The organism is Burkholderia sp. AU6039, from assembly GCF_002223365.1.
GTDB lineage: Bacteria > Pseudomonadota > Gammaproteobacteria > Burkholderiales > Burkholderiaceae > Burkholderia.
In genome coordinates, this window is sequence record NZ_NKFK01000005.1 from 584584 (window position 1) to 609567 (window position 24984).

The window sequence follows — 24984 nt, forward strand, 5'->3', positions numbered from 1 at the left end:
CGAAGCGTAGGAGCGGCCGTGTCGTGCGCCAATTACATGCGATGTAATCGTTCGATGGGCGCGCGAGGCTGACCGCTCCGCGAAGCTGTCAGCCGCCTTGCCTGACCATCTCCGCCAGCGTCTTCATCGCCTGCAGGTACGGATACGGCCCGTGGCTGATGCGGGCCACGCCGTATTCCGCGAAGTCGGCGAGCGTCGGCGTTTCCGTGACGCGCATCACGTTCACCGGCAGCGGCGACGCGGCCGTCAGCGCGCGAATGAGCGCAGGCGAGCCCAGCCCCGGCACGAACAGCCCATCGGCACCGGCCGCGGCATACGCGCGTGCGCGGGCCAGCGTGGCGTCGAGCAGGCGCTCGTCGTGCGTGTCGGCCGGCGCCGTGAAGAACACGTCGGTGCGCGCGTTGATGAAGTAGTCGGTGCCCGCGCGATCGGCAGCCTGCCGTGCTGCCGCGAGACGAGCCGCCGCTGCGTCGACGTCACGCAATTCGCCTGTCGCCGGGAAGCTGTCCTCGAGGTTGCAGCCGATCGCGCCGGCCTTGATGCTGAGCGCGATCGTTTCGGCGACATCTTCCGGCCGCTCGCCGTACCCGCTTTCGAGATCGACGGTGACGGGCAGGTCGGTCGCGCGCGTGATCCGCTCGAGCACGTCCATCATCAGCGCGCGCGGCATCTGCTCGCCGTCGCCGAAACCGTTGGCCGCCGCGACCGACCAGCTGCCGGTCGCCAGTGCGACGGCGCCCGCATCGGCCGCCGTGCGCGCGCTGCCGGCGTCCCACACGTTGAACAGCGCCAGCGGCTGGCCCGCACGGTGAAGCGAACGGAAATATGCGCCTTTCTCATTGCTGCTCATGCTTGCGTCTCCTGGTTGAAAACCGGATCGGTTGTCGTGCCGAACGATACTGCCACCGATTCGAGCGCCGCGAGGAAATCGCGTGCGTCGAACAGCTCGCCGAGACTGCGCACGCCGCCCGACACCCCGGTGTCGCCCGCGATCAGGCGCACGGCTGCCTCGACGATGATCGGTGCGCTGACCGCGTAGATGTCCTGCCCGGACGCCGTCGCGCGGTGCGTCGTGCCGCCCTGCACGACGATCGCGTCCATCGCGAACTGCTGCGCCGAGCGGCCCAGCGCGTCGGTCGGCTCGGGCGGCGGCGTGGCGGCATCGCGCACGTCGCGCAGCGCGACGGTGGCGAGCCACGATTCAATCGTATCGATGCGCAGGTGACGCGACAGTGTCATCACTTCCGAAAACGGCAGCAGCGTCACGTCGACGCGGCCGATCGGCGGCGGAAACGGCCATGCGCGTTCGCGTGCGGTCGACGGCACCGGCGTCGGCTTGCCGTCCTTCTGCACGAGCCGCACCGCGCGATTGCGTTCGCCCGTCACGCGCGTGCCGCGCGTCGGGTGCCAGCGGTCGAGGCCGGTTGCGATATCGACGCGCTCGATCGGCTGGTGCGGGTCCACGACGGCCGTGACGAGCAGGTCGGCCAGGCCGCCGTAGAACGCCGCGGCCGGCACGAGGGTCACGCCCGCGGCGCGCGCCCGCGCATCGCAGTGCTCGGCCAGCGCCAGCACCGACGGCTGCTCGGCGGTCAGGTCGAGATAGGGGATGCCGGCCCGCAGCGCCGCATCGGCCAGCGGCAGCGCGGTATCCAGGTACGGGCCCGCGCAGTTGATCACCGCATCCGCGCCGCGCAACGCGGCGTCGAGCGCGGCCGGATCGTCGATCGTGGCGACGCGCGCGAGCGCGAGCGCGAGCGCCGTATCGCCGCCGTCCTCCGCGAGCCGCGCGGCGTCGCGCCCGATGCGGATCGCGCGCACGCCGCGCCGCGCCAGTTCCGCGACGACGAACCGCCCGGTATGACCCGTGGCGCCATAGACTGCAACCGTCATTCGATCATCCATGATCCACTCCGATACAGAACGGTCTGTTTTATAGTACAGACCTGTAGCGTCGTCAAGCACGCGGTGCTATGATCGGCTCACTGTTGCGGTAGGGGCGGCCAGCACGGCCGGGTCGAGATGAAAAAGGAAACAGGCACACCAGGGAACGCGCCCGATACGCGCGAACGCATTCTGCAGACGGCCAGCGAGCTGTTCTACCGGGAGGGTACGCGCGCGGTCGGCGTGGACCTGATCGTCGCGCAGGCGGGCGTGGCGAAGACGAGCCTCTATCGTTACTTCACGACGAAGGACGACCTGATCGAAGCGTTCCTGCTGCGCGAGGACGCCGATTTCTGGGCGCATTGGGATGCGGTGGCCGCGCAATACCGGCGCACGCCGCGCGAGGAACTGGATGCGCAGCTGCAATGGATCGGCGAGCGCATTGCGCGCCCCGGCTATCGCGGCTGCCCGCAGATCAACATCGCCGCCGAATACGCGGACGGCAACCATCCGGCCCGCAAGGTGGCCGTCGCGCACAAGCAGGAATTGCGGCGCCGGCTGACCGAGCTGGCGGATGCGATGGGTGTCGACGAGCCGGAAACCTTCGCGCTGCGGCTTGCGACCGTGATCGACGGCGCGCTGAGCAGCGGGCAGGCGTTGCATGCGCATGGGCCCGTGGCTTTCCTGCAGGAATTCGCGCAACTGCTGTTGCCGAAGAAGGGCCGCAAGTAAGCCGCCCGGCCGCGGCGATCCGCGCGCCGGTCCGGCTCAATCGCGCGCGGCCGGATCGACCGACAGCGCGCGCAACTGGCCGCGCAACTGATCGACTTCTCCCGGCGCGAACGGCCGTTCGATCTCGGCATGCGTCTGCTGCCACAGCGGAAACGCCGCGGCGAGCAGGTCCTGGCCGGCCGGCGTCAGTTCGAGCAGGCGGCTGCGCCGGTCGTCCGGATCCTGGCTGATCGTGACCAGGCCGCGCCGCTCGAGCGGCTTGAGCGCGGCCGTGAGCGTGGTGCGGTCCATCGCGAGCAGCGACGCGACCGATTTCATCGGCGCCGGCTGGGGCCGGTTCAGCGACATCAGCAGCGAAAACTGGCCGTTGGTGAGATCCAGCGGGCGCAGCACATCGTCGAAGATCCGCGCAAGATTGCGCGCCGCGCGCTGCATGTGCAGGCACAGGCAGCAATCGCGCACCATCAGCGTCGTTTCGAAGGGGAGCTTTTCTTTTCGTGCCATGTTGCAATTGTGTTGATATCAACCTATCTTGTCAAGGTCGAGGCGCGGCAGCCCGTCGCGTCCGTCACCGGAGGGGACACATGAGTGCTCAACAGCAGTTGTATCTCGCGGTATTTCTCGGGACGAAGGAGAGCCCGGCGATGAAGGCGTGGATGGCGCTGCCGGACGAGGAGCGGCGCACGCGCGAGCGCGACGGCATCGCCGCATGGCATGCGTGGGTCGACCGGCATCGCGACGCGATCGTCGAGATGGGCGGCCCGCTCGGCAAGACGAAGACCATCGATGCCGCCGGTGTCAAGGACACGGCGAACGCGATGAGCGGCTTCACCGTCGTGCGGGCGGCCTCGCACGAAGCCGCGGCCGCGCTGTTCGAAGGCCATCCGCATTTCACGCTGTTCCCGGGCGTGGCGATCGATGTGATGCCGGTGCTGGCGATTCCCGGCGCGTGAACGACGCGCGAGGCCCGGCGCCGTGTATCGGCGATGCGCCGTGGCCGGCAGGTGGACGTTTTCCCGACATTCTGGATGGAGACTGGCGATGAAGCTTTACGGATTTGCCGGCACCCGCTCGCAACGCGCGCTGTGGGGGCTGAAGGAACTGGATGCCGATTTCGAGTTCATCTCGGTGAACCTGCTCCAGGGCGAACACAAGCGGCCCGAATTCCTGCGCCTCAATCCGGCCGGCAAGGTGCCCGTGCTGGTGGACGGCGACCTCGTGATTCCCGAATCGGCCGCGATCGTGCTGTATCTCGCGGACAAGTACCCGGAGAAGGCGCTGCTGCCGGTCGATCCGGCGCTGCGGGCCGAGGCTTACCGGTGGGTCATGTTCGCGGTGACGGAGCTCGAGCAGCCGCTGTGGCGGATCACGCGGCACTCGTTCATCTATCCGCCGGAGAAGCGTTCGCCGGCCGACATCGAACTGGCGCGCGAGGATTTCAGGACGATGGCGGCGATCCTCGACAAGCATCTCGAAGGGCGCGAATTCATCGTCGGCGACACGCTGACGGTGGCCGATTGCGTGACGGCTTACCTGATCGACTGGGCCGGCGAGTGCAACCTGATCGAACCGTTTCCGCAGTTGCGTGCGTATCTCGAACGGCTGTATGCGCGGCCGAAGGCACCGCAGCGGATCGCGGACGCGCGCAAGGCGGCGTGAACGGGCCGCGGCCGGTCATGCGTTGGATCGGCACGGCCGGCCGTTACGTTGGTGCGGTCGGCGAGCGGCAGTCTTGCCGCGTTTCAGGATGATGAAGCGTGCGTCGCGAACGCGGCGCACGCAGGTGCTCACGCCACGTCGTCAGGCCCGCCGAGCATGCGACACAGCATCGACAGGTCGCTGAGCGTGACGTGCGGCGTCGCGGCCTGCTGCTGCACACGCTCCGCTTCCGGATGCGTATCGCGCACCACCCACGCGGCCTGAAGCCCCGCGTTCAATGCGCCGACGATATCGAGGTGGTAATCGTCGCCGACATGCAGCAATTCCGCCGGCCGCACATCGAGCGCCTCCGCCGCCGCATGGAAGATCCCGGGCTCCGGCTTCGCGACCCCGAACGCCTGCCCACTGAGCGTCGCACGAAAGAATTCGCCGCCGCCGGTCAGTCGCAGATCCGCGTTGCCGTTGGTCACCGCGATCAACGGAAACCGCGCGCTCAACCACGCGAGCGCCGGCAACGCATCTTCATAGAATTCAACCCGGTTGCGCGCGGCATAGAAGGCTGCGTACGCACGGTCGGTGAGCGCGACATCTTCGTTCGCGCGCTCCAGCGCAAGCCGGATCGAGCCGATTCTCATCGCGCGGAAGTCGCCGGCGAGGTCGGGGCACAATCGTTCGTATTCCTCACGCAAGTCGCTGAGCGCCTGCTGCGTGGGCAGCACACGCTCGGTACCGGGCGCATGCTCGATCAGCCACGTGCGAAGCTCCCCTTCGGCCCGTACGACGGATGGCCCGAACGGCCACAGGGTGTCGTCCAGGTCGAACGAGAGGGCGGAAACTTGGGTGAGACGCATGGAGCTTGACGGGGAGTTTCGTTTACCAGGGCCACGGAATGGAGATTCCGGTGCCGTTTTCGAGGGCCTGCCGATACAGGAAGCGTGCGACGGTCAGGTCCTGCAGCGCGAGCCCGGTCATGTCGAAGACGGTGATCTCGTGCGGCGCGCGGTCGACCGTCGCGGTTCCCGCGAGGATGTCACCGATTTCCGTGCGTGGCAAATCGGGCGCCCACTGGCACTCGCCGATGCTGCGCGCCTGGTCGTGATCGTCCACGAAAACCCGCGCGCGGTCCAGCACGCCTGCCGGCAGCTCGCGCTTGCCGGCGGTATCGGCGCCCACGCAGGTCAGGTGGGTGCCCGGCTGCACCGCATCCGCATCGAACAGCGGGCCGCCGCCCGGCGTTGCCGTGATCACCACGTCGCTATTGGCCACCGCGTCGTTCCGCTCGCGCGCCACGCCGATCGTGCATCGTTCCCGGAAGGCCGATTCGAACGCCGGGTCGGGCTCGCCGCTGGCGCTCACGTACTGCACGGTGCACCGTTGCGGCAGCAGCCCGAGTGCATAGTCGAGCTGGACACGCGCCTGCACGCCGGTGCCGAACACGCAGATTCGCGTGCTGTCGCGTCGCGCGAGCAGTTGCAGACCGAGGCCGCCGGCGGCGCCGGTTCGCGCGGTGGTGATCGCATTGCCGTCCATGATGCACAGCGGGCGGCCCGTAGCCGGGTCGAACAGCGCGACGGTGGCCTGATGCGGTTCGCCGCCGAGCCCGCGGTTGCCGGGCCAGAATCCGGCCGCCTTGAAACCGAGCAGGTCCTGATTCGCGACATCGCCCGACTTGATGCCGAACACGCCGCCGGTGTGCAGTTTCTCGCGCACTACCGGGAACACGCGTCCGGCCCGTTGACTGTGCAGCACGAAGGCTTCGCGAACGGCCGCCGTCACTTGCGCGGCCTGGAGGGCGGGCGCGACGGTATCGCGGTCGAGAAGCAGGAGTCGGTCGTCGGTCGGCATGTTCGGGCAAGCGCTTTCGGCGCCACGCATATCGGGGTGGTTTAAATTTTGTCCAGATTTGGACAAATAGTCAATGAATCGACGGGGCGGCACGGGCGCGCGGTTTTGCTCACCACCCGTAGAAGCGCGGCCACGTTTGCGCGCCGCCTTCTTCGCCGATCGCTTGATATTCGGGATGTTGCGCACCGGTGGCGCACGCGTGATTCGGCAGGATGCGCAGGCGGGTGCCGATCGGAAACCGTTGCGCGATGCCGGCGTCGGGCGTGCCTGCCCGCGACACGATCCCGTGCTCCTGGTTGGCGGCGCTCATCACGTAGTCGCCGAGCACGTCGCCGTGTTCGGTGCAAACTTGCCCGTAGCCGAAATCGTGCGCCTGGCGCTGCGTGCCGCGGTCGCGGCTCATCGCCATCCAGCCGGCGTCGACGATCGCCCAGCCTTTCTCTTCCTGGTGCCCGATGACGGTGGTCAGCACCGACAGCGCGATGTCGGACAGGTCGCACACGCCGATGTTGTGCATCACGAGGTCGAACATCACGTACACGCCGGCGCGCACTTCGGTCACGCCTTCGAGATGTTTCGCCGTGAGGGCGGTGGGGGTCGAGCCGATGCTCACGACCGGGCAAGGCAGCCCGGCAGCCCGAAGGCGCTCCGCGGCTTGCACGGTGCGGCTGCGTTCCTGCTCGGCGATCGCCGCCAGCGCGTCGGGCGTGTTGTATTCGTAGCTGGAGCCCGCGTGTGCCAACACCCCGCCGAGCACCATCCCGCCGTCGACCAGTGCGCGGCCCACGTCGATCAGCAGGTCGGCGTCGGGCGGAATCCCCGAGCGGTGACCATCGACGTCGACCTCGATCCACACGTCGAAGCGCTCGTCGTGCGCGCGCCCGAATTCGGCGATCGCGTGCGCGGCCGACAGGCTGTCGGCGACCAGCTTCAGGTCGCAGCCCTGCCGGCGCAGCGCGAGCGCCTGGCCCAGCTTCGCGGGCACCATGCCGACGGCGTAGACGATGTCCCGGATACCGTGCGCGAAAAACTGTTCGGCTTCCTTGAGCGTCGACACCGTGATGCCCTGCGCGCCAGCCGCGATCTGGGCATCGACGACCTGTGTGCATTTGGTGGTCTTGACGTGCGGCCGGAACCTGACGCCGAGTGCGTCCAGATGGGCCTGCATGCGGCCGATGTTGTGTTGCATGCGGCCGACGTCGATCAGGGCGGCCGGGGTGTTGAGGGTTTGAAGGTCCACGATGCGTTGCCTCGGAGGGTTGCCGATGTGGACACTGTATGGCTGTCGATGAGTCTCGGGTTTAACGCGCTGCTAATCCGCCATTAAAGACTGTTTAATCGACAAGACCGCGTGGACCGTGGCGCGGCTCACGCATTGCCGCGCCACGGCGGCGGGCTGAGAAACCGTGTCGCGGCTTCGAGGAACACCCGTTGCCGCGCGGAACGGCCGGTGCGCGACGGCAGCAGCGCCGTCACGGGGGCGGGCGGCAGATGCCAGTCGGGCAGCAACCGCACGAGCTTGCCGTTCGCCAGCAGCGGCGCGACGTCCCACTCGGAGCGCTCGACGATCCCGAGCCCCGCCAGCGCCCATTCCGTGATGACGGTGCCGTCGTTCGACGACAGCGCGCCGCTGACGCGGATCACGGCGGACCGGCGCGGTTCGCCCTTCACGTCGCCGCCTTGCGAGAAGCGCCAGCGCGGGATGTCCTCGTCGTTCTCGCGCAGGCACAGGCAGTCGTAGCGGGCCAGGTCGGACGGATGGTTCAATTCCTTGATACGGCGCGCATAGGCGGGGCTCGCGCACAGAAAGCGGTCATTCGGCGCGAGCGGATACCCGATCCACGACGACGACTTGAGGCTGCCGACGTGAACGACCACGTCGGCGCCCGGCGCGCTGGTCAACGGGCTCTCCGACAGGTGGAGCGCGATGTCGAGCTTCGGATGCGCGCGCTGCACGTCGCGCACGATCCGCGCGACGTACTTGCGGCCGAAGCCGAGGGGGGCGACGACGCGCAGCGTGCCGCGCACGTCGCCGTGGTCGCCCGAGATGCTGACCGGCAGCGCCTCCACGCGCTCGAGGATGTCGACGGCTTCCTGGTACAGACGCTGCCCTTCGTCGGTCAACGCGATCCCTTTCGGCTGCCGCACGGCGAGCCGGGCGTTCAGTCGCGCTTCCATCCGCTGCAGGCGGATCGTGACCGCGGGCGGCGTGAGATCGAGCAATCGCGCCGCCGCGGCCAGCGAGCGTGATGTTCCGATCGCGCGGACGAGTCGAAGGTCGTCGAGGTCGAGCATTTCGTGTCTCTTAATGCTGGGTGTGCCGAGCATTAAACCGCACATCGCGACGCGAATCCATCGATGCGGCGGTGGATCGCGTCGGTCGCGCATCGAATCGGATTGCCCGGCCGCTTCGAATCACACGGCCCGCGACGCCACGCACCGTTACCGGCCGAGCCCGACAATCAGCGACCGGTGCGCGGCGACCCCGGCCATCACGCCCGACGCCGATGCGAACGTTGCGTTGGTCATCGGCGTCGACGCGTCGCCGGCCGCGAACACGCCGGCGACGCTCGTCTGCTTCATTGCATCGACGCGCACGACCGGGCCGAGCGGCCCGTCGTCGAATGCACAGCCGAGCTGCTGCGCGAGATCGCTCGCCATCGCCGTGTGCGCGCCGACGAACAGCGCATCGATCGGCACGACCTGCCCGTCGGCGAGCCGCAACGCATCGATCCGCGGCGTATCGCCGAGGATTTCCACGACCGGCGACCGTTCGATGCGCACGCCGCGCGCATCGAGCAACGCGGCTTCTTCTTCGTTCGCCTCGACTACACCCTGCGTGAACCACGTCGTCGGGCCCCAATCCGGAATCAGGATCGCCTGATGCACCGACAGCGGATGCGTGGCGAGCACGCCGAGCCGCTGGCCGCTCACCTCGTATCCATGGCAGTACGGACAATGCAGCACGCTCACCCCCCAGCGTTCCGCAAGCCCCGGCAGCGCGGGCAGTTCGTCGCGGATACCGGTCGCGAGGATCAACCGGTCGGCGCTCGCACGGCTGCCGTCGGCGAGCGTCACGTGGAAGCGGCCGTCCGCATCGCGCTCGGCCGTGCGCACGTCTCCCGCGATCCGCTGCACGGTGGGGTACGCGGCGAGCTGCGCGGCGGCTTCCTCGACGATCTGCGCGGGCGGCTTGCCGTCCTGCCCGAAAAAACCGTGCGCGTGCGCGGCAAAGCGGTTGCGCGGCCGGCCGGCATCGATCACGAGCACGCGGCGGCGCGCCCGCGCAAGCTGCATCGCGGCCGACAGCCCCGCAAAGCTGCCGCCGATCACGATCACTTCATGATGGTCCTGCATGCACCGACTCCTTTCCTGAACCTGCGTGAATGACGGACGTGCTCCGATGGTGGTCGTCTCGACTCAACTCAACCCAACTCACGAAACACGAGAAGTTGCATGATAGGGCGATGGTATCATTCACGCAACTTCAAAAGTTTCGAGAGAGGAGAGCGCCGCTCGTGAGAACCGATAGCCGCTTGTCGCGGATGCTGCATGCGCTGATCCACATGGATCAGGCCGACGGCCCGATGACGTCCGACGCGATCGCGACGATGCTGGGCACGAACCCGGTCGTCGTGCGGCGCCTGCTCGGCGGCTTGCGCGACTGCGGCTACGTGCAGTCGGAGAAGGGGCATGGCGGCGGCTGGGTGCTGAGCGTCGCGCTCGACGACATCACGCTGCTCGACGTCTATCGCGCGGTGGGCGAGCCGCCGCTGTTCTCCGATCTGGTGACCGACGACGAGGCCGAATGCCTGGTCGAGCAGGCCGTCAACGCGCACCTGTCGGCCACGCTGAAGGAGGCCGAGACGACGCTGCTCGCCCGCTTCGGCGAAGTCACGCTCGGCATGCTGTCGCGCGATTTCGAGGCGAAACACGCGAAGCGGCGCAAGCCGCGCTGACGCGCCGCAGCATCGCGGCCGGGCGTCGCGCAAAGCGCACGCCGACGCGGCCGAAAACGCTGCACCGCGATGTTCTGTCCCCCAACTTCTGCCCGGTTCGCCCGCCACAGGGCAAAATACGGGTTTTCCGCACCCGCGAGGGCGCGACCGAATCACGCGCCGGGCGGCGGCGGTGCGCCATCCGCACGCCGTCGCCGGGCGCCCAGGCAAGAAACGCTCGCCATGTCGCGAGCCCACAGGAGTCCAGACCCCATGCCCGAATCCAACCTGTCCTTCTTCGGCCGGCTGTCGCTGGCCGTCGGCACGTTTTTCTCCGTGCTCGGCAACCGCGAGTTCGCGGCCGGCGTGCTGCGCGTGCGCGATGGCGCCCCGGCACCGGTCGCGCCGGCCCCCGCCGCGGCTCCCGCGCCGGCCCCGGCGCCTGCCGCCGCGCCCGTGAAGGCGCCGGCGCCCGAACTGCGCGAAGCGAGCCCGCAGGCTGCGCTGCAACTGCTCGGCCTGCTGCAGCGCGATGCGCGCTTCATCGACTTCGTCGAGGAAGACATCGCCGGCTACGCGGACGCCGACATCGGCGCGGCCGCGCGCCTCGTGCACGACGGCTGCCGTGCCGCGCTGCGCGAACACTTCACGATCGTGCCGGTGCGCGACGAAGCCGAAGGCAGCCGCGTGACGCTGCCGGCCGGCTTCGACGCGACGGCCGTGCGCGTGACCGGCAACGTGGTCGGCGCCGCGCCATTCACGGGCACCGTCAGCCATCGCGGCTGGCGGGTCGCCGACGTGCGCCTGCCGAAGCTGACGGGCAGCCATGACGCGTCGGTCATCGCACCGGCGGAGGTGGAACTGTGAGCGATCCGCGCTATTCGATCGGTATCGATCTCGGTACCACCCACTGCGCGCTGTCGTACGTCGACAGCGCCGCGAGCGACGGCGAAACCATCACGCAGCAGGTGCTGCCGATCGCGCAGCTCACCGCGCCCGGCGCGCTGGAGTCGCGCGACCTGCTGCCGTCGTTCCTCTACCTGCCGCATGAGAGCGAACTCACGCAGGGCGACCTGACGCTGCCGTGGACGGCCTCGCGCGGCTTCGCGGTCGGCGAGATGGCGCGCACGCGCGGCGCCGGCACGCCGATCCGCCTCGTGTCGAGCGCGAAGAGCTGGCTGTGCCATCCGGGCGTCGATCGCCGCGCGGCGATCCTGCCGAGCGATGCGCCGCCGGAAGTGGCGCGCGTGTCGCCGCTCGAAAGCTCGATCCGCTACCTGACGCACCTGCGCGAAGCATGGGACCACGCGCATCCCGACGCGCCGTTCGCCGACCAGGACGTGACGGTCACGATCCCCGCGTCGTTCGACCCGGCCGCGCGCGAGCTGACGGCCGAGGCCGCCCGCGCCGCCGGCTACTCGCGGATGACGCTGCTCGAGGAGCCGCAGGCCGCGCTGTACAGCTGGATCCAGAAGAGCCAGGGCGGCTGGCGCAAGCAGGTGCAGGTCGGCGACCTGATCCTGTGCGTCGACGTCGGCGGCGGCACGACCGACCTGTCGCTGATTGCGGTGGTCGAGCGCGACGGCAATCTCGAACTGCATCGCGTGGCGGTCGGCGAGCACATCCTGCTCGGCGGCGACAACATGGACCTCGCGCTCGCGCATGTCGTCGCGCGCAAGCTCGCGCAGCAGGGCACGCAGGCCGATCCGTGGCAACTGCGCGCGCTCACGTACGCATGCCGTTCCGCGAAGGAAACGCTGCTGTCCGACCCGACGACCGACGCGGTGCCGCTCGTCGTGCCGAGCCGCGGCTCGAAGCTGATCGGCGGCTCGATCCGCACGGAGCTGACGCGCGCGGAACTCACGCAGACGATCCTCGAAGGCTTCTTCCCGCAAGTCGACGCGGCCGCGCGCCCGGTGAGCCGCGCGCGCGTCGGCCTGACGCAGCTCGGCCTGCCGTATGCGCAGGACGCCGGCATCACGCGCCATCTCGCGGCGTTCCTCGGCCGCCAGGTCGCGGCGCTCGACTCGCTCGAAGGCGTGCAGCGCACGCTGCCGCAAGGCGCGACGTTCCTGCATCCGACCGCCGTGCTGTTCAACGGCGGCGTGTTCAAGTCGGCGCTGCTCACGCAGCGCGTGCTCGATACGCTCAACAGCTGGCTCGCCGCCGAAGGTGCGCCGCCCGCGCGCCTGCTCGAAGGCGCGGATCTCGATCTCGCGGTCGCGCGCGGCGCCGCGTACTACGGCTACGTGAAGCGCGGCCGTGGCGTGCGCATTCGCGGCGGCACGGCGCGTGCGTACTACGTCGCGATCGAATCGGCGATGCCGGCCGTGCCGGGGCTCGAACCGCCGGTGCAGGCGCTGTGCGTCGCGCCGTTCGGGATGGAGGAAGGCTCGGACGCGGCACTGCCGCCGCAGGAGTTCGGCCTCGTCGTCGGCGAACCGGTGCAGTTCCGCTTCTTCGGTTCGTCGGTGCGCCGCCAGGACCAGGTCGGCACGCTGCTCGACTACTGGTCGCCGGAGGAGCTGCAGGAGCTGGAAGAAATCCAGGCGACGCTGCCCGCCGAAGGCCGCACCGTCGGCGAAGTCGTGCCCGTGAAGCTGCATGCGCGCGTGACCGAAGCCGGCACGCTCGAACTCGAGGCGATCCCGAGCGGTACGGACGAGCGCTGGAAGGTCGAGTTCGACGTGCGCGGCGCCGCCTGAGCGCGATGAAGCGCTATACGGTCGGGATCGACCTCGGCACGAGCAATACGGTCGTCGCGTACGTCGAGGCCGGTTCCGACGCGATCCGCGTGTTCGACGTCGAGCAGCTGGTCGGCCCCGGCGCGGTGGCCGCGCAGCCGCTGCTGCCGTCGGTGCGCTATCACCCGGCGGCGGGCGAGCTGCCGCCGGACACGCTGCGGCTGCCGTGGGCGGCCCAGCAGAAAGCGAGCGCGGCCGGTGCGACGCCGGCCGTAATCGGCCGCTACGCGCGCACGCTCGGCGCGCAGGTACCGGGCCGGCTCGTGACGAGCGCGAAGAGCTGGCTGTCGCACGCGTCGGTCGACCGGCTCGCGGCGATCCTGCCGTGGGGCGCGGCCGATGGCGTCGACAAGGTGTCGCCGGTCGATGCGAGCGCGAGCTATCTCGCGCATGTGCGTGACGCGTGGGACGCCCGCTTTCCCGATGCACCGCTCGCGAAGCAGGACGTGATCCTGACGGTGCCCGCATCGTTCGACGATGGCGCGCGTGCGCTGACGGTCGAGGCCGCGCGACGTGCGAAGCTGCCCGCGCTGCGGCTGCTGGAAGAGCCGCAGGCCGCGTTCTACGACTGGCTGTACGGGCAGCGCGACACGCTGCGCGAGACGTTTGCCGCTGCGCGCCGCGTGCTGATCTGCGACGTCGGCGGCGGCACGACCGACTTGACGCTCGTCGATGTCGCGCCGGGCGGCGACGGCGAGCCGACGTTCACGCGCGTCGGCGTCGGCAACCACCTGATGCTCGGCGGCGACAACATGGACCTCGCGCTCGCGCGCCTGGTCGAGTCGCGGCTGACCGAGCCCGGCACGCGGCTGTCCGCCGCGAGCCTGTCGCAGCTCGTCGAGCGTTGCCGTGCCGCGAAGGAGCGGCTGCTCGGCGACGATGCCCCCGAGTCCGTCAACGTCACGCTGCTCGGCGCGGGCAGCAAGCTCGTCGGTGGCGCGCGTTCGGCCGAGCTGACGCGGCAGGAAGTCGAGCAGATCGTCGTCGACGGTTTCTTCCCGCAGGTCGAAGCCGGCGAACTGCCGCGCCGTGCGCGTGCCGCGATCGTTGAATTCGGGCTGCCGTATGCGAGCGACGCGGCCGTCACGCGGCACGTCGCCGCGTTCCTGAACCGTCATGCGGAAGGCCCGCTGCCCGACACGCTGCTGCTCAACGGCGGCGTGTTCCGCGCGGGCGCGCTCGCCGGCCGTCTCGCGCAGACGCTCGGCGCGTGGCGCGGTGCGCCGCTCGACGTGCTGCACAACGCGCATCCGGACGTCGCGGTCGCGCGCGGCGCGGTGGCCTACGGGCTCGCGCGCGCCGGGCATGCGCCGCGCATCGGTGGCGGTTCCGCGCGCAGCTATTTCCTCGTGCTCGACGATGGCGTCGAAGGCGCGGCCGCGCGTGGCGTGTGCCTGCTGCCGCGCGGCACGGAGGAGGGCCACGAGATCCGGCTCGACGATCGCATGTTCGCGCTGCAACTCGGGCAGCCGGTGCGTTTCCACCTCGTATCCACGGTGGCCGACACCGCGTATCGGCCCGGCGATCTCGTCGATCTCGATGGCGGCGATTTCGTGCGGCTGCCGCCGATCGCGACGGTCGTCGACGCGAAAGCGGGCGGTGATGCGCGCGAAACGCCGGTGAAGCTCACCGCGTCGCTGACGGAAGTCGGCACGCTCGAAATGCACTGCATCGCGACCGACGATGCGTCGCGCCGCTGGCGGCTCGAATTCCAGTTGCGCGGCGATGCGCCCGCGTACGGCGACGACGCTGCGCTCGCGCGCCATCCGCGGCTCGACCAGGCGCTCGAACTGATCGAGCGCTCGTTCGGCAGCAAGGCCGCCGGTGTCACGCCGAAAGATACGCGCCGGCTGCGCGCGCAGCTCGAGCAGGTGCTCGGTGCGCGTGAAGACTGGGACGTCGCGCTCGCGCGTGAATTGTTCGACGCGTTGCTGGCACGCGCGCGGCGCCGCCGGCGCTCGGCCGATCACGAACGTGCGTGGCTGAACCTGGCCGGCTATTGCCTGCGTCCGGGCTTCGGGCATCCGCTCGATGCATGGCGCATCGAGCAGCTGTGGCCGTTGTTCGACGACGGGATTCAGTATGTGACCGACGCTCAGGTGTGGTCGGAGTGGTGGACGTTGTGGCGGCGCGTGGCCGGCGGCCTCGACGACGACGCGCAGACGCAGGTGCGCGACGCGATCGCGTTTCTCGAACCGACCGACGACAAGCGGCGCAAGCTGCCGTTCGATCCGGGCAAGGTCGGGCCGGCCGACATGACGCGGTTGTCCGCGTCGCTCGAACGGCTGCCCGTCGAACGCAAGGTCGAGCTGGCCGAGCGGCTGATCGCGCAATTGCAGAAGCCGGCCGAGCGCACGCTGTGCGCGTGGGCACTCGGACGCATCGGTGCGCGTCGGCCGTTCTACGGCAGCGCGCACAGCGTCGTGCCGGCGGACGTCGCCACCGGCTGGCTCGATGCGCTGTTCGCGCTCGACTGGAAACAGGTCGAGCCGGCGGCGTTCGCGGCCGCGCAGATCGCGCGGATGACCGGAGACCGTTCGCGCGACCTGCCCGACGACACGCGCGAGGCCGTGATCAAGCGCCTGTCGGCCGCGAATGCATCGGCGGCGTGGATCGACATGGTGCGCGAGGCGATCGCGTTCGACGAAGCCGACACGGTGCGCGTGTTCGGTGAAACGCTGCCGGCGGGGTTGAAGCTGCTGGCGGGGTGAGCGCGTACTGCCCCGCGTTTAGGCACCGTTCGGAGCGGGTAGTGGAGATGCAAGCAACTTCGTTGGGCGGATCCGACCGCCTAGCCGCTAGCCGACTATGCGCCTGAACAGGGCGCGATAGTCGCAGACGGATTCTGTTCCCGCCTTGTATGCCTCCGGCCGGTGTTCTGGACGTTGATAGTCGGTGGAATTGTACTGACAATGTCAGTACGATATGGGTATCCAAGAACTCTTGTTGACCGGAGGCTCCTCCATGTCCGCTACCCATAGCCCCCCGACCAAGCGCGACACCCTGAACTTGCGCGTGCAGCCTGACGAACGCGACCTGATCGATCGCGCGGCCGCCGCACGCGGGCAGAACCGCACCGACTTCATCCTGTCCGCCGCCCGCGCGGCCGCTGAGGAAACCCTGCTCGAGGCGACGCTGGTGCGCGCCAGTCCCGACGCGTACGCCGCGTTCGTCGCGCGGCTCGACGCGCCACCGGCGCCGAATCCCCAGTTGCGGCGCACGATGCGGACGCCCGCGCCGTGGGACGGCTCGGCCGACCCCGTCGCATGACGCTGCGCGCGCCCACCCCGATTACGCTCGAACATGCGCAGGCGGGCGCCCTGGACGCCTTCGATTCGGGTGAGCCGAACCTGGACGATTGGCTCAAGCGGAGAGCCCTGCGTAACCACGTGAGCGGCGCGTCACGTACCTTTGTGGTGTGTGATGACCAGCGCGTCGTTGCCTACTACGCGCTAGCGTCGGGTGCGGTGGATGTCGCGGCCGCGCCCGGACGGTTTCGCCGCAACATGCCGGACCCCGTACCGGTCGTCGTGTTGGCCAGGCTCGTGGTAGACCGGGCCTGGCAGGGCCGCGGACTGGGCCGCGGGCTGTTGCGTGACGCCGGGCTACGGGTCATGCAGGCGGCGGACACCATCGGGATTCGCGGGCTGCTCGCACATGCACTGTCGGCCGACGCGCAGCGCTTCTATCTGCAGGTCGGATTCGAGCCGTCGCCGCTTGACCCTATGACAGTCATGATCACACTGACCGATTTGCGCGCGTCGTTGACGTGAGCGCGCATCGAACATGTCCCGACCGACCATGGCATTGCGTACTAGCGTGCTCCGGCTGATCGACATGACGCCTGCCGAGGACGGAGCCTGATATGTCCACCTGCTCTACCAACTGACCGCGACGGCCGCCCAGACTTGCGTGTCGGTACCCGTGGCAGCGCCGTTTGCTGCGCTCGGTGGCAGCCGTACCGAAACTGCTCCGCGCTGGCGTATCAAACAACGAACGTTGCGGGCTTTTCGCCTCTCGATGTCAGGCCTGCGGTTCCCGCGCACGCTGCGGTTTGGCCAATTCGATTGCAGGCACGTCCGGTGCGTTCTGAATGGCCGCCCGCCGCGCCAGATGAATCCCCGCCAGCATGCAGCGCACCGATCCGCCGGCCAGTTCGATCGTCGGCACATCGAGCGGCAGCAGCCGTGCCGAACGCTCGATCGTCGCGCGCTGCACCGGCGTGAGGCAGTCGTACGCGCGCCGCGACAGCGCGAGCACACGCCCTTCCTTGCCCGACAATTCCAGCGTATTGCCCGCGAAATTCGCGATCTGCGAGGCATCGAGCGCGATCACCGTGCGGCCCGTCTCGGCGAGCCGTTGCGCGATTTCTTCACGACGGCGGCTGTCGGCAATGAGTTCGAGGCCGACCATCGCGAACTCGGTCGCGACGCTCATCATCACGTTCGTGTGATAGATCGGCCGCCCGTCGGCATCGGCCGTATCGAAGCAGATCGGCTCGAAATTGAAGTGCGTGCAGAAGCGTTCGAGCGCGACCGGATCGGCACGGCGCGAACGCGCGGTGTACGCGATCCGCGCGACGTGGTCGAGCACCATCGCACCGGTGCCTTCGAGGAACACGTCGTCGTATTCGAGGCCCGAGTAGTCGATCACGTCCTGCACGCGGTACTCGGCCTTCAGCATCTCGATCACGTCCGCGCGCCGCTCACGGCGCCGGTTCGCGCTGAACATCGGAAAGAGCGCGACGTGGCCGCCCGGATGCGTCGAGAACCAGTTGTTCGGGAACACGGAGTCGGGCGTGTCGCGCTCGCCGTGGTCGTCGAACACGTGCACGCGCACGCCCGCATCGGCGAGCGTCCGCGCGGCGGCCGTGACTTCGTCGCGCGCGGCGGCCGATACCGACGATGCGTCTGGTGTGCCACCGCCGGTCGCCGCGCGCTGGAACGCGTTGTCGGCCGCGGTCTGCGGGTTCGGCAGGAAGCGGTGCGGCCGGATCATCACGACGGCGGCCGGTGCCTGGATCGATACGAGATTCATGGAAGGCAGGAACGAAAGGCAACGGGCCGGGCGGCGCGCGGGCCGCCCGGGGATGACGGTCAGCGCGCGAACGCGGCGACGGCTTCGGTCACGTACGCCGCGTGACCCTGCGCGATCGCGGCCGGGTCGTCGATCAGCGCGAACAGGTTCTTCGGGTCGACGGCCGGCGGAATCAGCGCGATCTCGACGCCCGCGTTGTGCTGCTGCGCGAGCGCATACAGGTAGCGCAGCGCCGAGTAGTCCTCGAGCGCGAAGCCGACCGAGTCGAACACCGTGACTTCATCCGCGCGTTCGCGGCCGGTCGTCTCGCCCTGCAGCACGCGCCACAGCTCGGTGACGGGGAAGTCGGCCGGCATCTGCTGGATCTCGCCCTCGATGCGCGACTGCGGCTCGAATTCGACGAACACGCGGCCCGCCTGCAGCACACCGGCCTCGAGTTCGGTCTTGCCCGGGCAATCGCCGCCCACGGCGTTCAGGTGCATGCCGGGTTCGATCATGTCGGCCGTGACGATCGTCGCGTAGGCCTTGTCGGCGGTGACGGTCGTCACGATGTCGGCGCCGCGCACGGCGTCGGCGGTCGACGCGGCGCGCACCACGCGCAGCGCCGGGTAGGCGGCGAGGTTCTGCACGAGCTTGTCGGTCGCGTGCGGATCGACGTCGAACACGCGGATTTCGTCGATGCCGAGCAGCGTGTGGAACGCGATCGCCTGGAATTCGCTCTGCGCGCCGTTGCCGATCAGCGCCATCGTGCGTGAATCGGGGCGGGCGAGGGCTTGCGCGGCGAGCACGGACGTCGCCGCCGTGCGCAGCGCGGTGGTCAGCGTGAGTTCGGCGAGCAGCAGCGGGTAGCCGGTATCGACTTCGGCGAGCGCGCCGAATGCCATCACCGTGTGCATTCCGCGCGCGGCGTTGACGGGGTGGCCGTTCACGTACTTGAACGCGAACAGCGACGCGTTCGCGACGGGCATCAGTTCGATCACGCCGTCGCGCGAGTGGCACGCGACGCGCGGCGACTTGTCGAAGTCGGCCCAGTGCAGGTAATCGGCGCGCAGCGTGTCGACGAGCTCGCGGAGGAACGTCGTGACGCCGGTCTGGGCGATCAGTCGGGCGGTGGCGGGAACGTCGAGGAAGCGGGTCATGCGTTTGTCTCCTGTCGACCCGAGTTAGCGCTTTAGCGCTTACTCGGGTCCCATGCTTTGCAAATGCTCAGTGCCGGTACGGGTGTCCCTGGCGTTCTGGTCGACCGCGCGGTGCTTCGGCGCGCGTCCCGGCTTGCTGGAAGCGGCGGTGCGGCACATCTCGCGGGTCGATAGCGTCATTATTTCGGCGAGTCGAGCCAACAAAAAGACGGCAAAAGTGGCAGATTTATCGATAGACTTTGCAAATTGCTGGCCAGATATGGCAGTTTGACCAAGTTGCACTGGTCGATAGGCGAAGGCTCCGGCACGCTGGCGGCCGGTTCACGTTCAACAGGAAGGCTCGTTCATGATCACGCTCGACGACGTCGACCGGCAGCTCATCGCGCTGCTGCGCGACAACGCGCGACTGCCCGTCGTCGCGCTGGCGAAGGAATTGCGCGTCGCGCGCGCAACCGTGCAGAACCGGCTGACGCGGCTGGAGAAGCACGGCGTGATCGTCGGCTATACGGTGCGGCTCAAGCCGGCGGCCGAACGGCACCGGATCCGCGCGCTGATGTCGATCGCCGTGCAGGGCAATCGCGGCGCGGAAGTGGTGAAGGTGCTGCGCGGGCATCCGAACGTCGCGTCGATCCACAGCACCAACGGGCGCTGGGATCTCGTCGCCGAACTGCATGCCGATTCGCTCGAGCACTTCGATCGCGTGCTCGGCGCGATCCGGCTAATCGACGGAATCGCGAGTACCGAGACGAGCATTTTGCTGTCGACGCACAAGGCGTGACGCGGGCAGGCGGCGCCGGCGTCAGCGCTCAGGTTTGCTCAGGCGTCAGGCGCTGGTCGCCGATTCCGGAAATACCGGCTCACCTAGCGTCAGCATCAACCGGTTCGCCCACGCGAAGATCGCGACCGCGTGCGACAGGTCGAGAATCTCCTCATGCGTCAGCCCTTCGGCTTCCAGCGCGGCGATATCGCTCGCGTCGACCGTATCGGGCCGCTCCGTCAGCGCGATCGCATAGCGAATGATCGCGCGTTCGCGCGCCGTCGTGCCGGCCGTCACCGGATCGTCGAACACCTGCTCGATCGCGTCGGTGCGCTTCGCGAGCTGGGTAAAGCGCTGCGCATGCACGGACGCGCAGTACACGCAGCCGTTCACGCGCGACACGGCCGTGCTCGCCAGTTCACGCTCCGCGCGCGACAACCCGCCGGGGCCGTACATGATCGCGTTGAATACGCCCGAGCGCTGCCGCAGGATCTCGGGAAGATGGACGAGCAGCAGGTAATAGTCGGACGTCTTCGCTTGCGGGTGGCTCGCTTCGAGCACGGCCAGCTGGTCGGGCGTCGCGGCATCGAGCGAAACGGTGTCGAGCCAGGCGCGCCAGCCGAGCGTGTCGGACGTGAAGCCGTGCGTGGTCGTCGTCATGCGGCCTCCGCTGCGGCACGTGCCTGAAGCGCCTGCGCGGCCACCGCGACGCGCAACTGATACGCGACGAACGCCACGAGCTGCGACAGCGCGACGATCGCGGGCGTCGTGAGTCCGGCCGACTTCAGCGCGTCGAGATCGGACGGACGTGCATCGACCGGCGCGCGCGTCAGCAGGCGTGCATGCGCGAGGATCGCGCCGATGCGGCGGGGCAAGGTGTCGAATGCATCAGCGTCCGCACGTGCGATATCGTCGAGCGTGCCGCCTGCGTCGATCAGTCGTGCGCGATAGGTGTCGGCCAGCACGCGAGCGTTCGATTGTTCTGCGACATACCGCGCCGCGTGCAGTCGTTCGATCAACGAAAGATCGGGCAACGCGGGATCGAACAGCGCCGCTTCGCTCAGCCGCGTATGGAGCAGCACCTTGTCGCGTGCGCGACGCAGCGCGGCGACGGCGTCGCCATCGCGCAGGCCGGCCACCGCATCGATCGTGTCCGGCGCATCGGCCGGCGTGATGGATTCAGTCATCGTTTCGGGTTCCCTTCGTCGTCAATGTGATCGATGAACGCGCGCTCATGCGTCGGCGTCGCGCCATTCGTCGCCTTGCAGTTCGGCGTTGGCATACGCGACGAGCGCGTCGTAGTGGCGATCGCGGTCCGCGTCGAACAGCCGGCTCGCAATCCCGTGCGCGAGCCGCCTGGCGCCCGCGCTGATGGCCGGGATATCGCCGGACAGCTTGCCGTGGCTCAGGCTCGCCGCATGGTTGAAGCAGTGAATTCGCGTGATGGCCGCACATGCGCCGGGCTCGCGCTCCTGGAACGCGAACGCGGGGCCGAGATCGGGCGATTCGGCGAGCTCGTCGATCCACATGCCCGGCTCCGGTCGATAGCGATCCTTCCAGCGCCGCACCTGCGCGCCGAACGACGCGAATTCCGCGCGCGTCGTCCAGTCCGAATGAAAACCGGTCGCGAAGATCAGGAAGTCGACCGTGTAGCGTCCGCGCGGCGTCGTCACGTCGAGTCCGTCCGCATGTTCCGCGAGCGTCTCGATCGGGCTGCCCGCATGAAAGTGCGCGTGTTCGTGACGCGACACGCGCAGCACGCTGTCGCGCGGCGGCGGCGTCTGCGACGTCAGCGCGTAGTGCATGAAGCGCCATTTCGTCGCGTCGTCGAGATCGGCGTACCCATGCACGAGCCCCGGGCTGCCGATGCCGGTCAGCTTGTTGATGCGCGGGATGTCCGTGCGGCGGAAGAACAGGTCGACGCGCGCGGCGCCGGCTTCGAGCGCGGTGCCCGCGTTGTCGAACGCGGACGCGCCCGCGCCGACCACGCCGACCCGCTTGCCCGCGAGCGCCGCGAAATCGATCGGCTCGGACGAATGGGCCCAGCGCGTGCGCGGCGTGCGTTGCGCGACGGGCGGTACGTAGGGGCCGCCAAGCCCGTCGCGGCCGGTGGCGAGCACCACGTGCCGCGCGAGCAGCGTCTGCGCTTCGCCGTTGCCGCGCACGTCGAGCGCGAGCAGGCCGTCGTCGCGCGGGCGCAGCGCGACGAGCGTGGTGTCGTTGCGCACCTGCAGGTCGAGCACGCGCCGGTACCAGCGCAGGTAGTCCATCCATTGCGTGCGCGGAATCTTGTAGAGCGCGTCCCATGCGTCGCGGCCGTATTGCGCTTCGAACCACGCGCGGAACGTCAGCGCGGGCAGGCCGAGCGCGGGGCCCGCGAGCTGCTTCGGCGAGCGCAGCGTGTCCATCCGCGCGAACGTGACCCACGGGCCTTCGTAGCCGGCCGGCGCGCGGTCGATCACGCACTGGTTGTCGATGCCGAGCAGGCGCAGTTCGGCGGACGCCGCGAGCCCGGCCATGCCGCCGCCGACGATCGCGACGTCGAGCACGCGTGTGCCGTCGGCCTCGCGCGGCGGCACCCAAGACGGCGCGGGCAGGTCGAGCCAGCGCAGGTCTTGCGCGAGCCGGGCTTCGAGTGCCTGCAATGGATCGGTCGTCGTCATGCGGCCTCCGGGCGGGTCCGGCGTGCACGCGTCGTGCGGGTTGCCCCACGCGGCGCACGCTCGGCGCGCAGCCGGTCGCCGCGCAGCAATTCGTCGTGCGCGGCGGCGTCGTGAAAGATCACGTCGTCGAGCAGCGCGCGCGTCGTACGGTGCAGCGCGTCGAGCAGCGCATCGACCGCTGACGTGCGTGCTTTGCCGGCGGGCGTCGCGATGCCGAACGCGAACGGGATGTCGACGTCGAGCGGGCGCGCGACGACGCCCTCCACCGGCAGTGCCACGCCTGTTGCCGGATCGACGATGCCGATCCCGATGCCTGCACGCGCGGCCATCACCGCATTCAGCGACGCGTTGGTTTCGATGAACACGCGTGCATCGACCCGCGCGGTCGCGAAGGCCGCATCGATCCGCTGGCGCAGCCGGTGGCGGTTCGCGACCGTCACGATGCGGCGGCGGGCGAGATCGCGCAGCGCGATGCGCGGCTGCGCCGCGAGCGGGTCGCCGGCCGGCAGCACGGCCACGCAAGGCGTCTGCGCGATCCAGTGCACGTCGAGCCCCGCGTGCGCCATCGGCAGCGTGACGACGCCGACATCGGCCGTGCCGGCCAGCACCTCGTGCACGACATGCTCGGCCGATTCGCTGCGCAACTGGTAGTGGGGCGCCTGCGCGCCGTCGGGCAGCGCGGCGAGCGCGGCCGGCACGAGCGTGGCCGCGAGCGAAGGTGTGGCCGCGATGCGCACGGGCTCGGCGCTTTCATCGCCGAGCGCCCGGGCGCGCGCCTCGATCGCGCGCAGGCCGACCAGCGAGCGTTCGACTTCCTCGTAGAGCAGGAATGCGCGCCGCGTCGGCGTGACGCGCGGGCCGTGCCGGTCGAACAGCGCGTAGCCGAGATCGGCTTCGAGCTCCTGGATCTGCCGCGTGACGGCCGGCTGCGAGCGGCCGAGCAGTTCGCCCGCGCCGGTCACGCTGCCGGCCGACATGACCGCGGAAAAGGCTTCGAGTTGATGCAGCTCCATGACACCTTCCGATGATGCGATTTGCGCATTGTAGAAGTGTGAGCATGCGTGATTCATATAATGATTTTTGCTATCGACAGCGCGAAAACTGCGAAGGGCCCGATCGTTGCGACGGCCGGTGGTGCGTGCCTGAGCGTAGGTTGCGATCGGCGCCGTGAACGAAACGCCAATCGAATCAACGTGATGCGTTGCATGCGGATACATCGCGCGAGGCGGGGAGTGAGGATGGCCGCTCGCCAGCATCACTCCTTCGCGCCGCGCACGATATCGATATGCGCAAAACTTCGTTGGATCGTCCTGAACCGGGTGGTTACATGCCCTCACTCTTTTCGACTGACTGAGGCTGGGGGACGCATGAACGTTTCGGGGAACGACGCACGCGGCGCATGGCGGCGCGTGCTGGGCACGGTGGCGGCGCTCGCTGCCGCATGGGGCTTGTCGACGGGCGGCGCGCTCGCGGCGGGCGTGTCGGGCGAGCCGGTGGTGATCGGCGTGAGCGGGCCGCTGACGGGGCAGGATGCGCAGTACGGCGAACAATGGAAGCGCGGCTTCGATCTCGCGCTCGACGAGATCAACGGCAGCGGCGGCATTCACGGCCGTCCGCTCGCGGTCGACTTCCAGGACAGTCGCAGCGACCCGCGCCAGGCCGTGGCGATCGCGCAGAAGTTCGTCGCCGATCCGCGCATCGCGATCGAGCTGGGCGACTTCTCCAGCGCGACGTCGATGGCCGCATCGCCGATCTACCAGCGCGGGCAGCTGATCCAGTTCGGCTTCACGAACTCGCATCCGGACTTCACGAAGGGCGGCGACTATCTGTGGAGCACCGCGCTGAGCCAGGCCGAGGAGCAGCCGCTGCTCGCGCGCTACGCGGTGAAGGAGCTCGGCTTCAAGCGGATCGCGGTGCTGTACCTGAACACCGACTGGGGCCGCACCAGCAAGGACATCTTCGCGAAGGCGGTGGCCGGGCTCGGCGCGCAGGTCGTCGCGGCCGAAGGCTATCAGCCGGCGGAGAAGGATTTCCGCTCGACGCTCGTGCGCATCGGCGAATCGAAGCCCGATTCGATCGTGCTGATCTCTTACTACGCGGACGGTGCGCAGATCGTGCGCCAGGCGCGTACATCGGGGCTCACGCTGCCGATCGCGGCGGTCGGCTCCGTGTACTCGCCGAAGTTCCTCGAACTGGGTGGCACGGCCGTCGACGGCGTCTATACCGAATCGAACTTCTTCCCGGCCGAACCGCGCCCCGAGGTGCAGGCGTTCGTGCAGCGCTATCGCGCGAAATTCCACGCCGATCCCGATTCGTTCGTCGCGCGTGCATACGATGCGCTGATCCTGTCGGCGGAAGTGCTGCGCCGCTACGGCACGACGCGCCAGGCCGCGCACGACGGCTTCGCAAAAATCAGCGACGTGCCGAGCGTGATCTTCGGCAAGGTGCGCTTCGATCCGCAGACGCGTCGCGTCGCGGGCGCACGCACCGTGTATCTGGTCGTGAAGCAAGGGCAGTGGGCGCTGTGGGACGGCGCGAAACCGCAGCTCGCCGCGCGTTGAGCCCGGCCCTGAACAGCATGCATGT

Annotated in this window: 25 protein-coding genes; 11 read left to right on the forward strand and 14 right to left on the reverse strand. The window is 69.0% G+C overall.

Features of this window, described 5'->3' with window-relative positions:
* Positions 1–88 precede the first annotated feature (88 nt).
* Both CFB39_RS20400 and CFB39_RS20405 read right to left on the reverse strand, forming a co-directional pair.
* Entirely contained in the window at positions 89–850 is a 762-nt protein-coding gene (locus CFB39_RS20400; protein ID WP_089474202.1) for an isocitrate lyase/phosphoenolpyruvate mutase family protein, read from the reverse strand.
* Positions 847–1905 carry a trans-acting enoyl reductase family protein gene (locus tag CFB39_RS20405; protein WP_089474203.1) on the reverse strand — a complete coding sequence of 353 codons (1059 nt, stop codon included), beginning with the start codon at positions 1903–1905 and terminating at the stop codon, positions 847–849. The genes CFB39_RS20400 and CFB39_RS20405 overlap by 4 nt, the downstream gene beginning before the upstream one ends.
* A 117-nt stretch (positions 1906–2022) precedes the next feature.
* On the opposite strand from CFB39_RS20405, the gene CFB39_RS20410 reads away from it, so the two are divergent.
* Positions 2023–2616: a TetR/AcrR family transcriptional regulator gene (locus CFB39_RS20410; protein WP_069250827.1), complete on the forward strand. Its 594-nt coding sequence runs from the start codon at positions 2023–2025 to the stop codon at positions 2614–2616.
* Between the two features lie 36 nt (positions 2617–2652).
* Here the strand turns inward: CFB39_RS20410 and CFB39_RS20415 are convergent, their stop codons facing one another.
* Positions 2653–3120, reverse strand: a complete 468-nt coding sequence (locus tag CFB39_RS20415) for a MarR family winged helix-turn-helix transcriptional regulator (protein ID WP_089474204.1) — start codon at positions 3118–3120, stop codon at positions 2653–2655.
* 80 nt (positions 3121–3200) lie between these two features.
* Here CFB39_RS20415 and CFB39_RS20420 point away from each other — a divergent pair, with 80 nt between their 5' ends.
* Positions 3201–3569, forward strand: coding sequence for a hypothetical protein (locus CFB39_RS20420; protein ID WP_089428263.1), 369 nt, complete (start codon positions 3201–3203; stop codon positions 3567–3569).
* A gap of 88 nt (positions 3570–3657) precedes the next feature.
* On the forward strand, positions 3658–4275 hold the full coding sequence (locus tag CFB39_RS20425) for a glutathione S-transferase family protein (RefSeq protein WP_069250828.1): 618 nt from the start codon (positions 3658–3660) through the stop codon (positions 4273–4275).
* 128 nt (positions 4276–4403) lie between these two features.
* On the opposite strand, the gene CFB39_RS20430 is transcribed toward CFB39_RS20425, so the two are convergent.
* The 5 genes from CFB39_RS20430 to CFB39_RS20450 all read right to left on the reverse strand — a co-directional run bounded on the left by CFB39_RS20430 (position 4404) and on the right by CFB39_RS20450 (position 9477).
* Positions 4404–5126 (reverse strand): HAD family hydrolase, encoded by a 723-nt coding sequence (locus tag CFB39_RS20430; RefSeq protein ID WP_089474205.1) that lies wholly within the window; start codon positions 5124–5126, stop codon positions 4404–4406.
* A 22-nt stretch (positions 5127–5148) separates the two neighbouring features.
* The gene (locus CFB39_RS20435) at positions 5149–6120 is read right to left on the reverse strand and encodes an ornithine cyclodeaminase family protein (RefSeq protein WP_089474206.1); all 972 of its coding nucleotides are present in this window, start codon (positions 6118–6120) and stop codon (positions 5149–5151) included.
* Between the two features lie 109 nt (positions 6121–6229).
* The gene (locus CFB39_RS20440) at positions 6230–7360 is read right to left on the reverse strand and encodes a DSD1 family PLP-dependent enzyme (protein WP_089474207.1); all 1131 of its coding nucleotides are present in this window, start codon (positions 7358–7360) and stop codon (positions 6230–6232) included.
* 128 nt (positions 7361–7488) lie between these two features.
* Complete coding sequence (locus CFB39_RS20445) at positions 7489–8415, reverse strand: LysR substrate-binding domain-containing protein (RefSeq protein WP_089443222.1); 927 nt, start codon at positions 8413–8415, stop codon at positions 7489–7491.
* Between the two features lie 147 nt (positions 8416–8562).
* Positions 8563–9477, reverse strand: coding sequence for an NAD(P)/FAD-dependent oxidoreductase (locus CFB39_RS20450; RefSeq protein WP_089474208.1), 915 nt, complete (start codon positions 9475–9477; stop codon positions 8563–8565).
* 161 nt (positions 9478–9638) lie between these two features.
* On the opposite strand from CFB39_RS20450, the gene CFB39_RS20455 reads away from it, so the two are divergent.
* From CFB39_RS20455 to CFB39_RS20480, 6 genes are all read left to right on the forward strand, one after another.
* Complete coding sequence (locus CFB39_RS20455) at positions 9639–10079, forward strand: Rrf2 family transcriptional regulator (protein WP_089474209.1); 441 nt, start codon at positions 9639–9641, stop codon at positions 10077–10079.
* 252 nt (positions 10080–10331) lie between these two features.
* Positions 10332–10925 carry a DUF2760 domain-containing protein gene (locus CFB39_RS20460; protein ID WP_089474210.1) on the forward strand — a complete coding sequence of 198 codons (594 nt, stop codon included), beginning with the start codon at positions 10332–10334 and terminating at the stop codon, positions 10923–10925.
* Positions 10922–12763: an Hsp70 family protein gene (locus CFB39_RS20465; protein WP_089457644.1), complete on the forward strand. Its 1842-nt coding sequence runs from the start codon at positions 10922–10924 to the stop codon at positions 12761–12763. Before CFB39_RS20460 ends, CFB39_RS20465 begins: the two co-directional genes overlap by 4 nt.
* A 5-nt stretch (positions 12764–12768) precedes the next feature.
* Positions 12769–15513, forward strand: coding sequence for an Hsp70 family protein (locus CFB39_RS20470; protein WP_089474211.1), 2745 nt, complete (start codon positions 12769–12771; stop codon positions 15511–15513).
* Between the two features lie 253 nt (positions 15514–15766).
* On the forward strand, positions 15767–16072 hold the full coding sequence (locus tag CFB39_RS20475) for a DUF1778 domain-containing protein (protein ID WP_089443216.1): 306 nt from the start codon (positions 15767–15769) through the stop codon (positions 16070–16072).
* A complete protein-coding gene (locus CFB39_RS20480) occupies positions 16069–16575 on the forward strand; it encodes a GNAT family N-acetyltransferase (RefSeq protein WP_089474212.1) in 507 nt (168 codons plus the stop codon). Before CFB39_RS20475 ends, CFB39_RS20480 begins: the two co-directional genes overlap by 4 nt.
* A gap of 250 nt (positions 16576–16825) precedes the next feature.
* Here CFB39_RS20480 and ctlX read toward each other — a convergent pair whose 3' ends face one another.
* Positions 16826–17839: a citrulline utilization hydrolase CtlX gene (gene ctlX, locus CFB39_RS20485; RefSeq protein WP_089474213.1), complete on the reverse strand. Its 1014-nt coding sequence runs from the start codon at positions 17837–17839 to the stop codon at positions 16826–16828.
* Positions 17840–17898: 59 nt separating this feature from the next.
* Positions 17899–18978: an ornithine cyclodeaminase gene (locus tag CFB39_RS20490; RefSeq protein ID WP_089443214.1), complete on the reverse strand. Its 1080-nt coding sequence runs from the start codon at positions 18976–18978 to the stop codon at positions 17899–17901.
* A 346-nt stretch (positions 18979–19324) separates the two neighbouring features.
* Between CFB39_RS20490 and CFB39_RS20495 the strand changes: the two genes are divergently transcribed.
* Complete coding sequence (locus CFB39_RS20495; protein ID WP_089474214.1) at positions 19325–19756, forward strand: Lrp/AsnC family transcriptional regulator; 432 nt, start codon at positions 19325–19327, stop codon at positions 19754–19756.
* 45 nt (positions 19757–19801) lie between these two features.
* On the opposite strand, the gene CFB39_RS20500 is transcribed toward CFB39_RS20495, so the two are convergent.
* From CFB39_RS20500 to CFB39_RS20515, 4 genes are read right to left on the reverse strand one after another with little or no spacing between them, the layout of a single operon-like run.
* Positions 19802–20395, reverse strand: a complete 594-nt coding sequence (locus CFB39_RS20500; RefSeq protein ID WP_089474215.1) for a peroxidase-related enzyme — start codon at positions 20393–20395, stop codon at positions 19802–19804.
* Positions 20392–20922, reverse strand: coding sequence for a CMD domain-containing protein (locus CFB39_RS20505; protein WP_089474216.1), 531 nt, complete (start codon positions 20920–20922; stop codon positions 20392–20394). Before CFB39_RS20505 ends, CFB39_RS20500 begins: the two co-directional genes overlap by 4 nt.
* Positions 20923–20967: 45 nt before the next feature.
* Complete coding sequence (locus CFB39_RS20510) at positions 20968–22398, reverse strand: NAD(P)-binding domain-containing protein (RefSeq protein ID WP_089474217.1); 1431 nt, start codon at positions 22396–22398, stop codon at positions 20968–20970.
* Positions 22395–23411 (reverse strand): LysR family transcriptional regulator, encoded by a 1017-nt coding sequence (locus CFB39_RS20515; protein ID WP_089474218.1) that lies wholly within the window; start codon positions 23409–23411, stop codon positions 22395–22397. The genes CFB39_RS20510 and CFB39_RS20515 overlap by 4 nt, the downstream gene beginning before the upstream one ends.
* 354 nt (positions 23412–23765) lie before the next feature.
* Here CFB39_RS20515 and CFB39_RS20525 point away from each other — a divergent pair, with 354 nt between their 5' ends.
* Complete coding sequence (locus CFB39_RS20525; protein ID WP_089474219.1) at positions 23766–24959, forward strand: ABC transporter substrate-binding protein; 1194 nt, start codon at positions 23766–23768, stop codon at positions 24957–24959.
* The last annotated feature ends 25 nt before the right edge of the window (positions 24960–24984 follow it).